Annotated in this window: 12 protein-coding genes; 4 read left to right on the top strand and 8 right to left on the bottom strand. The window is 39.7% G+C overall.

All coding sequences use genetic code 11. The features are described 5' to 3' along the window. Positions 1–11 precede the first annotated feature (11 nt). Entirely contained in the window at positions 12–1,154 is a 1,143-nt protein-coding gene (locus NQ185_RS13150) for a glycerate kinase (RefSeq protein ID WP_257582440.1), read from the bottom strand. Positions 1,155–1,365: 211 nt separating this feature from the next. Between NQ185_RS13150 and NQ185_RS13145 the strand changes: the two genes are divergently transcribed. Both NQ185_RS13145 and NQ185_RS13140 read left to right on the top strand, forming a co-directional pair. Next, the gene (locus tag NQ185_RS13145; RefSeq protein ID WP_257582354.1) at positions 1,366–2,451 is read left to right on the top strand and encodes a CdaR family transcriptional regulator; all 1,086 of its coding nucleotides are present in this window, start codon (positions 1,366–1,368) and stop codon (positions 2,449–2,451) included. 16 nt (positions 2,452–2,467) lie between these two features. Further along, complete coding sequence (locus tag NQ185_RS13140; protein ID WP_257582352.1) at positions 2,468–3,343, top strand: NAD-dependent epimerase/dehydratase family protein; 876 nt, start codon at positions 2,468–2,470, stop codon at positions 3,341–3,343. A 37-nt stretch (positions 3,344–3,380) separates the two neighbouring features. Here the strand turns inward: NQ185_RS13140 and NQ185_RS13135 are convergent, their stop codons facing one another. Further along, entirely contained in the window at positions 3,381–4,292 is a 912-nt protein-coding gene (locus tag NQ185_RS13135) for an aminoglycoside phosphotransferase family protein (protein WP_257582351.1), read from the bottom strand. 146 nt (positions 4,293–4,438) lie between these two features. Here NQ185_RS13135 and NQ185_RS13130 point away from each other — a divergent pair, with 146 nt between their 5' ends. After that, positions 4,439–4,840 (top strand): GNAT family N-acetyltransferase, encoded by a 402-nt coding sequence (locus NQ185_RS13130; protein ID WP_257582350.1) that lies wholly within the window; start codon positions 4,439–4,441, stop codon positions 4,838–4,840. Positions 4,841–4,886: 46 nt separating this feature from the next. Here NQ185_RS13130 and NQ185_RS13125 read toward each other — a convergent pair whose 3' ends face one another. After that, on the bottom strand, positions 4,887–6,110 hold the full coding sequence (locus tag NQ185_RS13125; protein WP_257582349.1) for a hypothetical protein: 1,224 nt from the start codon (positions 6,108–6,110) through the stop codon (positions 4,887–4,889). A 236-nt stretch (positions 6,111–6,346) separates the two neighbouring features. Between NQ185_RS13125 and yiaA the strand changes: the two genes are divergently transcribed. Continuing rightward, a complete protein-coding gene (yiaA, locus tag NQ185_RS13120) occupies positions 6,347–6,817 on the top strand; it encodes an inner membrane protein YiaA (protein ID WP_257582348.1) in 471 nt (156 codons plus the stop codon). 89 nt (positions 6,818–6,906) lie between these two features. On the opposite strand, the gene NQ185_RS13115 is transcribed toward yiaA, so the two are convergent. The 5 genes from NQ185_RS13115 to NQ185_RS13095 form a co-directional block, all read right to left on the bottom strand. Further along, positions 6,907–8,889 carry a YjhG/YagF family D-xylonate dehydratase gene (locus NQ185_RS13115; protein WP_257582347.1) on the bottom strand — a complete coding sequence of 661 codons (1,983 nt, stop codon included), beginning with the start codon at positions 8,887–8,889 and terminating at the stop codon, positions 6,907–6,909. A 6-nt stretch (positions 8,890–8,895) separates the two neighbouring features. Further along, entirely contained in the window at positions 8,896–9,768 is an 873-nt protein-coding gene (locus NQ185_RS13110) for a fumarylacetoacetate hydrolase family protein (protein WP_257582345.1), read from the bottom strand. 200 nt (positions 9,769–9,968) lie between these two features. Then, positions 9,969–11,414, bottom strand: a complete 1,446-nt coding sequence (gucD, locus tag NQ185_RS13105) for an alpha-ketoglutaric semialdehyde dehydrogenase GucD (protein WP_257582344.1) — start codon at positions 11,412–11,414, stop codon at positions 9,969–9,971. Between the two features lie 49 nt (positions 11,415–11,463). Next, positions 11,464–12,633, bottom strand: coding sequence for a UxaA family hydrolase (locus NQ185_RS13100; RefSeq protein WP_257582343.1), 1,170 nt, complete (start codon positions 12,631–12,633; stop codon positions 11,464–11,466). Beyond that, positions 12,626–12,922: a UxaA family hydrolase gene (locus tag NQ185_RS13095; RefSeq protein WP_257582342.1), complete on the bottom strand. Its 297-nt coding sequence runs from the start codon at positions 12,920–12,922 to the stop codon at positions 12,626–12,628. The genes NQ185_RS13100 and NQ185_RS13095 overlap by 8 nt, the downstream gene beginning before the upstream one ends. Positions 12,923–12,982 lie beyond the last annotated feature (60 nt).

Here is a 12,982-nt window from a genome sequence, read left to right as displayed (position 1 = left end):
CTTAGTTTGTGTTACTGATCAACATGATTCCAAAAATATGTCCTACATACTTGTTCTACAGACGTCTCCAGTAAACCTTCCGCTTCCTTCATTGCCTTATCGAGTGACATCGGCCCATTAATAATGCTAAAAATACCAACGACACCGTATTGATAAAGGTTTTGAATGTTCTCCCCAACTGAACCCGCTAGAATGATGACCGGAACATTTTTCTTTTGAGCAGCCTGCGCCACTCCCATTGGCGTTTTTCCATATGCTGTTTGAAAATCCACTTTTCCTTCTCCAGTGATTACTAAATCGACCCCGTTAAGGACATCGGCAAAATTAGCATACTCCAAGACAACCTCAATTCCTCTTTGCATGTCAGAAGGGAAAAATGCCGAAAAAGCACCCCCAATACCACCCGCTGCACCTGCACCTGGCATGTCATGCAGTCTTATCCCAGTTGCTATTTCTACAAGATTTGCATAGTGTAAGAGATTCTTGTCTAAGATTTTCACCATCTCGGCAGTGGCTCCTTTTTGTGGACCAAAAACATAAGAAGCCCCTTTTTCGCCAATTAAAGGGTTTTCAACATCAGAAGCAATTGAAAATGTACTTTCCTTTATTCTTTTATCGAAATGATCGATGAAAATACCGTGAATTTTATCCAATTCACCACCACCATATCCAATTTCATTTCCATCCTTATCTTTAAATTGCATGCCAAGCGCTTGGAGCATGCCTACCCCGCCATCATTTGTGGCCGACCCGCCAATCGCTAATACAAAATTTCGGTAACCTTGATCTAACGCTGATTTAATTAATTCCCCTGTTCCGTATGTAGTAGTCAACATCGGGTTTCTTTCACTTTCATCAATTAAATTAAGGCCCGACGCCAATGCCATTTCAATGATACATGTCGTTTGATCTCCAAGTACTCCGAAATGGGCATCCACCTCTTTTCCAAGGGGCCCGGTTACTTTTGTATATACTTTTTGACCTCTTGTAGCTGTTATTAGCGTTTCTAACGTCCCTTCCCCACCATCTGCCACAGGAATTAATACCGTGTCAGCATTTGGAAAAGCTTTTTTAACTCCTTTTTCAATCGCCAAGGCAGCATCCTTCGCAGATACGCTGCCTTTAAACGAATCTGGTGCAATAACGATTTTTATGATGATCATCTCCTACTTTTCTTGGAAGGATTTCTTCCTTTAAATAATTTCATTCAATTATAAACATATTGATAATAAATTGCTTTATCAGTACAATACAATTTAACAGGGAATAAATAACAAAAATTTGTACATATTGAACAAAAATCTACCTATTTACTCTGTTAAACAAGTCGAAAAATGTCATTTTTGCACAAAAGGAGAATCAATCATGATTACCCGTGAAATTGCCGAAATGCTAGTAAATGAGACTTCAAAGGTATTAGATTTAAACATTAATGTTATGAATGAAAAAGGAACCATTATCGCTTCTGGCGATTCGTCACGATTATATAGTATTCATGAGGGTGCTTTAGAAGTCATCAAAAGTGGACAGACATTTGAAATAACACTTAAAAATAAAAAGCAATTAAGAGGAACAAAGCCCGGAATTAATTTACCCATTATTTTTCAAAATGAAATCGTCGGCGTTATTGGCATAACGGGAAATCCCGAAACAATCGGGAACCGCGGTGGCCTTGTTAAAATGATGGCTGAACTTATGGTAAAGCAATCATATATTGCCTCCCAAACTGAATGGCGACAAAGAATGAAAGAGATGGCTATTGAAGAGTTATTAAAAGAAAATCCAAATTATGAGTATGTAAAGCGTTGGACGGGTCTTCTTAATATGCATCTAGAAGGTCCATTCATGATATCTTTGATTGATATTTCCGATCATTCCTTTTCCAGCCAAACACTTATTAATAATGCGGAAGATATTATCAAAAAAGGAATGACAGGCTTCATCAATACTAATAAAATGATATTAATCCTTTCCGGTGGAACCTTTTCTCAAGGAGAAGAAAAGCTATCCAGGTTATATAAGGATTTGCTAAAGAAGAATATAGGAATTAGGCTTGCTTATAGCTCGCAAATTCCTAGTCTAGAAAATATTGCTATAGGTTATAAAGAATGTGAGATGGCACTTTCTATAAGTGATAAATCAACTAAAATTATTTCTTATTCGGACATTGAACCAAAGGCACTCATCCATCAAATTGATCCAAAACTTGGTGAACCCTTTTCTAATAGAATTGTTCAAGGCAGTATTAAAAATCATATCGAAACATTACAAGCTTTTTTTGACTGCAATTTTAACATTAAAGAAGCGGCGGAAAAACTATTCATCCATCGAAACACATTGATTTATAGACTCAATAAAATAAAAGAAGAAAGTGGCTATGACCCCCAAAACTTTAAAGATGCTTTTGCATTACAAATGGGAATCTGGTTAAGTAATACGATAAAAAAATAAAAGGAGGCAGCATAAAATGAAATCAGCATTAGTACTAGGAGGAACTCGTTTTTTCGGTAAAGAGCTTGTCAACAGCCTGATTGCTAACGGAGTTGATGTGACGATAGCTACTAGGGGTAAAAGTGGAAATCCATTCGGAGATAAGGTGAAACAGCTTATTGCTGACCGGTATGACATGGACTCTTTGCAGTTAGCCTGTGAAGGATTACACTTCGATGTCGTCTATGACCAAATTGGATACTCATCAGAAGATATCAATATAGCGTATGAAGCATTGAAAGATAAAGTAGAAAAATATGTTTTCACCTCGACTTTGTCTGTTTATGAGTATGGGAATAATTTAGCTGAAGGGGAATTCGATCCATATACATATCCTCTAACTGTGGTTAATAGCCAAGATGTATCCTACGGAGAAGGAAAAAGACTAGCTGAAACAGCGTTATTTTCTAAAAAGGAGCTTCCGGCTGTGGCAGTACGCATCCCAATTGTTCTTGGTGAAGAGGACTATACCGAGCGGCTGCTTTTTCATGTAAGAAAAATAAAAAACGGAGAAGAAATCGGAATGCCAAATCCAGAAGCACATCTCAACTTTATTTCTGCCCGTGAAGCTGGTGAGTTCCTTGCATGGATAGGGATGCAAGAGTTTACAGGACCAGTCAACGCATGTGCAAATGGAAAAATTCAATTAGCCGAATTAGTAAAGCTTATCGAATCAAAAACCGGTAAAAATGCTATATTAACGACAAATGTAACGGAGGAAAACCGTTCACCTTATGGAATTGGCGAGAACTGGACGATGGATCATTCGAAAGCTGCTGAAATAGGCTACGAGTTTACTAATTTATTGGACTGGCTTCCGGGATTGATTGACTATTACAACAGAATTGTTTAAATGAAAAATACCGCTTACGTTAGCGGTATTTTCTGTATCACTGTTTCAAAATTGCATCTGCAAAAGCAACAGTTTTCACAAAACCTTCGTATTCCTCAGGAGTTGAGCCATCTTCCACACACCAGCATATCCCCATTGCTGTTTCAACAAACAAGCACTTTCTCATTACATCATTTGGAATATCTAGACTTTTTTCTAAAAAGTTGATGATGTCATTTATTTTCACATGCAGTTCCGGAGTTATGTCATCACCAAATTCATTTAAGATAAAACGTGGTACATCAAAAATTGGATCCCCTACAACGCCTTTTGGATCAATTATTTTATACTCTCCATCTGAACCAAGCAATATATTATCATGATGAAAATCGCCGTGAAGCAGCATCTTTTGTGAGTATGTACTAGACAAAGACTGGCATATGTCTTGTGCTTTTTTCATATACAAATACAGTTCTTTACAATCTTGCCGCTTGCTCATGTAGGCTGTTATTTTATCAACCCATTCCATATATGTAGGATACAATTCAGATTTGGCAGGCGTGACATGCAGTGCTCTATAAAGAGACGCAAAGACAGAAAGCCTTTTTTCAAGGTTATTCTCATCTCTTAATGGAATCCCTGGCTTTATCCATTCTTCTAAAATAACGCCATTTTCAATATCAGCTTTATGAACCCTACAAAATCTTCTTCCATCGTACTCGTTTAAAGTATTGAACTCTGTAAAAATTTCTCTTGCATTAGGATTTCCTATTTTCAATACAACATCTCCAAAGTACTTTGAATGGCATGTGAAAACAATGTTCGCAGAGTAGGAAGGAATAAATTGAAAAGAGGCTAGTCCCCACTTTTCAGCATAAACATCTATAATTCTCAATACTTTTTCATAAAAATCTTTTCCAAAATGATTGATGATATTCTCGATTTCTTCTTGCTTGAAACAATAGCTCAAATTTAGGCCCCTCCCAAAAGATTAAATCAACACTATTATAGATTTTCTTCACATATTTCTTTTTTCCTCTATTATTGCAAAGTATTAATATAATTTTCACGAAAGTGGCGTTATGATAAATTAATATAATTTAAGGAGGAAAGTTTATGGGAATTATTACTTATAAAGAAGGTACAAATATTAATGCGGAGGAACTCTCTCAATTATTTATTTCATCTGGTATTAAAAGACCATCTAATGATCTAAACCGGCTAAAGAGAATGATAGAAAACTCGGATATTATTTTGACTGCTTGGGATGATGCTAAACTTGTTGGCATTGCGAGAGCAATAACAGACTTTTGTTATTGTTGTTACCTTTCGGATTTAGCTGTAAATAAGGAATATCAGAAATGCGGCATTGGCGGAGAACTTATAAGATTATTACAAGAACGTATAGGTGAAGAAGTGTCTTTATTACTTTTAGCCTCGCCGTCTGCAATGGAATACTATCCTAAAATTGGCTTTGAAACAGTAGAAAATGGATTCAAAATTTCTAGAATAAGATAAAACATCTAATCTTTGGTTCGCTTTTTATCACAATTGTGCTGCTCATTTAGATCTTGCGCAGAATAACATCGCTTTTTATCACAGTTCCTATGCGTATCGAGCTCTTGCGCAGAATAACTTCACTTTTTATCACAGTTCCTATGCGCATCAGGCGCTTGCGCAGAATAACTTCACAATCTTTCACAGTTCCTATGCGTATCAGGCTCTTGCGCAGAATAACTTCACTTTTTATCACAGTTCCTATGCGCATCAGGCGCTTGCGCAGAATAACTTCACAATCTTTCACAGTTCCTATGCGTATCGAGATCTTGCGCAGAATAACTTCACTTTTTATCACAGTTCCTATGCGTATCGAGCTCTTGCGCAGAATAACTTCACAATCTATCACAGTTCCTATGCGCATCGAGCTCTTACGCAGAATAACTTCACTTTTTATCACAGTTCCTATGCGCATCGAGCTCTTGCGCAGAATAACATCGCTTTTTATCACAGTTCCTATGCGCATCGAGCTCTTGCGCAGAATAACTTCACTTTTTATCACAGTTCCTATGCGTATCAGGCTCTTGCGCAGAATAACTTCACTTTTTATCACAGTTCCTATGCGCATCAGGCGCTTGCGCAGAATAACTTCACAATCTTTCACAGTTCCTATGCGTATCGAGATCTTGCGCAGAATAACTTCACTTTTTATCACAGTTCCTATGCGTATCGAGCTCTTGCGCAGAATAACATCGCTTTTTATCACAGTTCCTATGCGTATCAGGCTCTTGCGCAGAATAACTTCACTTTTTATCACAGTTCCTATGCGCATCAGGCGCTTGCGCAGAATAACTTCACAATCTTTCACAGTTCCTATGCGTATCGAGATCTTGCGCAGAATAACTTCACTTTTTATCACAGTTCCTATGCGTATCGAGCTCTTGCGCAGAATAACTTCACAATCTATCACAGTTCCTATGCGCATCGAGCTCTTACGCAGAACAACTTCACTTTTTATCACAGTTCCTATGCGTATCAGGCTCTTGCGCAGAATAACTTCACAATCTTTCACAGTTCCTATGCGTATCGAGATCTTGCGCAGAATAACTTCACTTTTTATCACAGTTCCTATGCGTATCGAGCTCTTGCGCAGAATAACTTCACAATCTATCACAGTTCCTATGCGTATCAGGCTCTTACGCAGAACAACTTCACTTTTTATCACAGTTCCTATGCGTATCAGGCTCTTGCGCAGAATAACTTCACAATCTTTCACAATTCCTATGTGCATCGAAACGCTTCGCAGCACAACTAAGTGAATTTCACAAATGTTTACTTAATGTCAAAGAACTTATTTTATAAGTATGTACAGCGATTACCTCCTAGTGGAAAGAATATTTTCGTTCTCTATTAATAAAATTATCTACTATTTGTAAGGAATTTCTATATAATGGATGTAAATAAGCACTAAAGTGTACCTAAGGTGCTCAATGTTTATTAGATAAAAGGATGGAGGGGAAACATTTAATGTCTAATGATCCTGAAACTTTATTAGATAAGGGGAAAGAAGATCTTCCAAAGGTAAAAGTAGAAAGAAAAGAAGGAGAACCGACTTCAGCTTTTAAGGGTGCTTCCTGGGCTGCGCTGGCAGTAGGGGTTACGGCTTATCTTATCGGATTGTTTAACGCGTCCATGCAGTTGAATGAAAAAGGATATTACTTTGCGGTCTTAATATTTGGACTTTATTCAGCAGTATCTTTACAAAAAGCAGTAAGGGATAAAGAAGAGGGCATACCGGTTACCAGTATTTATTATGGGATTAGTTGGGTTGCACTTATTGTCTCTATTTCCTTAATGGCGATCGGTTTATACAATGCGGGAAGTATCGTTTTAAGCGAAAAGGGATTTTACGCTATGTCCTTTGTTCTTAGTTTATTCGCTGCGATAACCGTACAGAAGAATATTAGAGATACACAGAGAGCAAGAGAAAGAGATTAAGAATAAATCACTTTATTTCAAACTCTTTGGTCTGCCCCTTTAAAGAATAATTACCCCCGTCCTTATAAGACGGGGGTAATTATGTTTGCTCACAAGATATCTACTTCACCCTTACTTAACACCTTTTCCCCAGCCTCAAGCACCTCTATAATTCGATCGACATCATAAACACTTCCACGCCACGTACCGCCGCTTACTTTTTGCAATGCAGCCCATAACCGAGTATCATCTGGCAAACTGTCTGCAGGTTTTATATCATTTGGTTTTCGCTCGCTTAAAATCCGCGCTCCTTCCTCAGGAGAAACCGGTTGATCTTTAGTGCCTAAAAAGTTGACTCTTCCTTCTAAATTAACCGTGTCAATTTTCACTTCAACAATATCGCCATCTCGAAGTTTTCCAATTGGGCCATCAGCTAAACCTTCAGGACCGACATGCCCGATACATGCACCCGTCGAAACTCCCGAGAACCGAGCATCTGTAATCAATGTCACATGTTTTCCAAACGAAAGATGCTTTAAAGCAGATGTTAATTGATACGTTTCCTCCATTCCAGTTCCAAGCGGTCCACATCCAGAAACAATCATGATATCACCCGCCGCGATTTTCCCTTGCCTGATTGTCCTAATTCCATCTCTTTCACTCGTAAAGACTTTCGCTTCACCTTTATGATAAAAAATTCCGTTCTCATCAATTTTTTCTTTGTCGATCGAGGTAGATTTGATGACCGATCCTTCAGGAGCAATATTTCCAGTTGGGAACGTGATGGTGGAGGTCATGCCTTTCCTTTCGGCTTGATCCTTCGACATGATGACTTCAAACGCATCAATACCGTCAGCGATTTTTAAACGCTCTTTCATTTGAGTTCTTCGCTCTGATTGCTCCCACCAATCCAAATTCTCGCGCAGAGTTTTTCCTGTTACCGTCATGACATTTTCATTTAACAAGCCCAAATTTCTTAGATGCAGCATCACTTCCGGCACCCCACCCGCAAGATACGCACGAATAGTCGGATGATATTCAGGACCATTCGGAAGGACGCTTACTAATCTTGGCGTTTGTCGATTTACTTTGATCCAATCTTGTACAGTCGGGATTGTACATCCTGCCGCATGGGCGATCGCCGGGATATGTAAAAGTAAATTGGTCGAGCCTCCGAACGCGGCGTGGACTACCATTGCATTGTGAATAGCTCCATCTGTTAGAATATCCTTCGTCGTGATACGTTGTTGTTCCATTTCAATGACAGCTCGGGCTGAATTTCTCGCCATTTCCCTCCATATTTCTTGTCCGGATGGCGCCAGCGCCGAATGTGGCAATGATAATCCGAGAGCTTCACTCACTACTTGAGCTGTAGCTGCTGTTCCTAAAAATTGGCATCCTCCACCAGGTGTTGCACATGCTCTGCACCCTAGTTCCGCTGCTTCTTCGAGTGTGATTTCATTAGCGGAATATCGCGCACCAATCGTTTGAATTTTTCCAGCATCCTCACCATACTCCGGCGGCAGCGTCACTCCCCCCGGAATGACAACGGTTGGGAGATCATGCATGGCAGCGAGTGCCAGCATCATGGCAGGCAAACCTTTATCACATGTAGCAATACCAATAACTGCCTTACGTGTCGGAAGTGAACGAATTAACCTGCGATATACAATCGCTGCATCATTTCGGTATGGAAAGGAATCAAACATGCCTGTCGTTCCTTGCGACCTTCCATCGCATGGATCACTCACATATGCAGCAAAAGGAATCCCACCGGCACGATTGATTTCCATCGCCGCTTCCTTCATCAATTGGTCAACTTCCCAATGTCCCGTATGATATCCCAAAGCTATCGGAAAGCCATTACTATCCTTCATGCCGCCTTGTGTACTAAGGAGCAATATTTCTTTTCCCCGCAAATTATTCGGCGACCAGCCCATGCCAACATTTTGGGACAACCCGAACAGGTCACCACTAGGAGCATTCCGCAGCATATAATCCGTTAGCGGAAGCTTTCCTTCCGGGCCTTTTGCTTTTGTTTGGATATTTTCAATCGCTTCAGAGGTCGTCGATAATAAATGATTCATTCCCATACCTCCTTATTGCGTCGCTACTGGATTTCGCAACAATCCAATGCCGGGAATCTCAATTTCTACTTCATCACCAGCTCTTAACGTAAAATCGTTGGGAGGAACAATACATGTGCCTGTCAGTAAAACAGTGCCCGGAAAGAGTTCATTATCTCTCTTTAAAAATTCAACTAATTCTTCATACCTTCTTTTTAATTGAGAAGTACTGGCTGTATCCTCAAAAACCTTTTTACCTTCCCGAAAAATAGTGCACGTAATATCAAAGGCATACGGATCCTCAACCGTCTCGGCAAGTAAAATCGATGGTCCAATGGAACATGAGTGCTTCCACATTTTTGCTTGCGGTAGATATAAAGGATTTTCTCCTTCAATATCCCGGCAGCTCATATCATTCCCGATAGTGTACCCAACAATATTTCCAGATTCGTCTAAAACAAGGCCTAACTCGGGTTCAGGGATTTGCCATGTTGAATCAGATCGTAAATAGAGCGGATCATTCGGACCAATCGTCCGTTTATCTGTAGATTTTAGAAAAAGTTCTGGCCGCTCCGCCACATATACCTTGTCATAAAAAGATACTGTAGGCTCACTTCCTTGTGATTCATAGTTTCGCGCATCTTTACTTCTTAAATACGTAACCCCGCTTGCCCAAACTTCCCCCGCATTAATAGGCAGTATAAGATCCAATTCATCAATCGATTTCCCAATAGGTTCCGTTCCGTCTAACTCTTCATTAACCAAAGTAAGACAGCTCTTTTGCTGTTCATCACATGTTTTCAGTAGTTCCTGAAAATTTTCATAAGGCAATGGATAAACCTTTAAATCTTCTGTTACGGCAGCCAATTGTGTCCTTTCTGATTCAGCATAAAGAATGATTCTCATGTTTTAAGTCTCCTCTTTTTTTAAAATGGCTATTTTCTTAAACTTTGTTTTGTAAAAGCCCAAGAGACGGCTTTTACACCTAATAAGGAAGTTTAGTGGATCTTATTAAGCTGGTAGCTCTTTTCCCATTTAAAAATCTTTTTCTCATTATTTAGATTTACATCAAATAGCATTATTGTTTGGGAAAAGAGCCTATAAAATTAACCTTTCACAAACACAGTTTTAATAGATGTGTAGAACTCAATAGCTGCTTCACCTTGTTCGCGTGAATGGGAACTGGAACTCTTCATCCCTCCAAAAGGAGCTTGGAGTTCGACGCCTGCTGTTTCTGCATTAATTCGAACTAATCCAGCATCAACCCGATCAATAAACTTTAACATTGCCCCAACATTTTCCGTATATATAGAGGCGCTTAGACCAAATTGTGTATCGTTTGCCAATGTAAATGCTTCTTCCAAATCTTCAAACGGAATGATGGCAATTACAGGTCCAAAAATTTCTTCTTGAGCAATCTGCATCTTGCTATCGACTTCATCAAAAATCGTTGGCTCAACGTAAAACCCTTCATCATATCCTGAACCTGTCAAGCGATTGCCGCCAAATAGAAGTTTCGCGCCTTCTTTCTTCCCTTTTTCAATATAGGAAAGAACGGTTTCCATTTGAGACTCGGACGAACATGGTCCCATCCAAACTCCCTCTTCCAATCCATTTCCGATTTTGATTGATTCCGAGACTGATAGAAGCTTGTCTACAAAGGCTTGTTTTATATTTCTATGTACAAGTACTCGACTAGTTGCTGTACATTTTTGACCAGTTGAGCGAAATGCGCCACTAATCGTACCTTCTACCGCTTTATCGAGGTCGGCATCTTCAGCGATAATGACCGGATTTTTCCCGCCCATTTCCAGCTGAAACTTCGCTCCTCTTTCAACAGCGCCCCTTGCAATTTGTTTTCCAACTACGTCCGATCCAGTAAATGAAATTCCCGCAATTCCAGGGTGATTCACGATTCCATTTCCTATGACACTTCCGGGACCAGTGACCATGTTGACGACTCCTTTTGGAAGTCCTGCTTCATGGAAGCAATCTATTACTTTCGCTGCTGTGATAGCAGTTTCAGAGGCCGGCTTAATAACAACCGTATTTCCATAAATGAGTGCAGGGGCCATTTTCCAAATTGGGATCGCCACTGGAAAGTTCCACGGGGTAATGATTCCTACGACTCCTAATGGGACACGCTTCGTAAACATGAATGCTTCACTGTCAGTAGAAGGAATGACGTCTCCTACCTTACGCATACCCTCTCCGGCATAATATCGTAAAATAGCCACTCCCCTAGCCGTTTCTCCCTTTGCTTCGGGGAACGTTTTCCCCATTTCTCTTGTCATTGTTTCTGCGATATCATCCAAGCGAGACTCAAGTAAGTTTGCCACTTTATATAAATAATCGCCCCTTGCTGCACCCGAAAGGCTTGCCCAACTAGCTTTTGCCTCGGATGCGGCTTGAACAGCAGCATCTAAATCCTCTACTGTTGAAACAGGTGAATGTCCTACAACTTCTTGCGTTGCCGGATTGATAACCTCATTTGCATTTCCAGAAACTGAAGGAATCCAATCCCCGCTTATGTAATTAGAATACGTTTTCATTTTTATGTCCTCCTCAGTGTGATTTAGTATATATAGATTTGAAACAAGATTAAAAGGTAGGTCCTATTCTCCAAATTCCAAAGTCATGTTGTTTCAATATCTCGGCCTTCGTTTTTTTCCCCATAGAAACTGAGGCTATTTCATCTAAAATCCGATTTCCAACTTCTTGTACTGTTTCTTTTCCCTCTATAATTGTTCCTGCGTTCATATCAATGTTTTCTTCCATTCTTTCAAATATACCTGTATTTGTCGCAATTTTGATAGTTGGCACAATTGGTGAGCCTGTTGGGGTTCCCCTTCCAGTAGTAAATAAAACAATTTGAGCTCCACCAGCAGCCATTCCTGTTAATTGCTCGATATCATGACCAGGAGTGTCCATCCAAACTAACCCTTTTTTAGTTGGTGTTTCCGCATAATTAATCAGTTCTTGTAAAGGTCTCGTTCCCGCTTTTGTTGCAGCTCCTAACGATTTTTCTTCTAAAGAACTTAGGCCACCTTTAATATTTCCTGGGCTTGGATTTCCAGTTCTAATATCAACACCCATCTGGATAGCTCGATTTTCCATAAGGGAAATCACTTGATACACTTTTTTGGCAACACTGTCATCTACAGCTCGATCGGCAAGTAAATGCTCGGCACCAATTAATTCTGTTGTTTCAGCCAAAATAGAGGTTCCACCTAAGTCAACAATCATATCACTCACTGCCCCAACAGCTGGATTCGCAGAAATACCTGAACAAGCGTCAGATCCTCCACATTCGGTACCAATAATCAATTCATCGAATGAAAAAGGCACTCTTTGCTGTGCGGAAGCATCCTGGACCATTTTTGCGGCAATTTTTGCACCTTCGGCGATTGCCGTTAATGTCCCACCATAATCTTGGATTGATACTGTTTCCACTGGTTTACCAGATTTCTTGATTTCCTCCGCCACACTCCTGGCTTGATGAGTTTCACATCCAAGTCCCAATACAACGACGCCGTATACGTTAGGATTGCACCCCATACCTACGTATGTCCTAAATGTCTGATCATAATCGATGCCAACTTGAGCGCAGCCATGTTGATGTACGAAGGAAACAGTTCCGTCCACCAACTGAGTGATTTGCTTCGCAACCTGGACTGCACAAGTAATTGTAGGCAAAATAAGCACATGATTTCTAATTCCTATCTTTCCGTCCGGTCGTCTATATCCCAACAAATTATATTGTTTATCCAACTTGATCACCTCTCCCACGGGTTCCTTCTAGATTGTGCACATGAACATGTTCTCCTACCTCGATATCTCTTGTTGCAGCGCCAATGACCTCTCCATATTTTAAAATTTTCTCTCCCTTTTTTATCGGAACGATTGAAAACTTATGGCCAAAATCAATATCATCCAGCAGTACAACCTTGATCATTTCATTCTTATGCATTAATTCTACAGTAGAGTTCTTTTCTACATTTTTTAAAGCAACTGCAACTTTATCATTTTCATTCATAGTTACGGCTTGGTAAATATTCATCTATAAAAACACCACCTTTCAAGTTTTTTGTATTTTTTCTTTGTAAGCGCCAAAAAAATA

Source organism: Lederbergia panacisoli (assembly GCF_024626525.1).
In the GTDB taxonomy this organism is placed as follows: domain Bacteria; phylum Bacillota; class Bacilli; order Bacillales; family Bacillaceae_C; genus Lederbergia; species Lederbergia panacisoli.
This window is presented reverse-complemented; position numbering and strand designations above follow the sequence as displayed.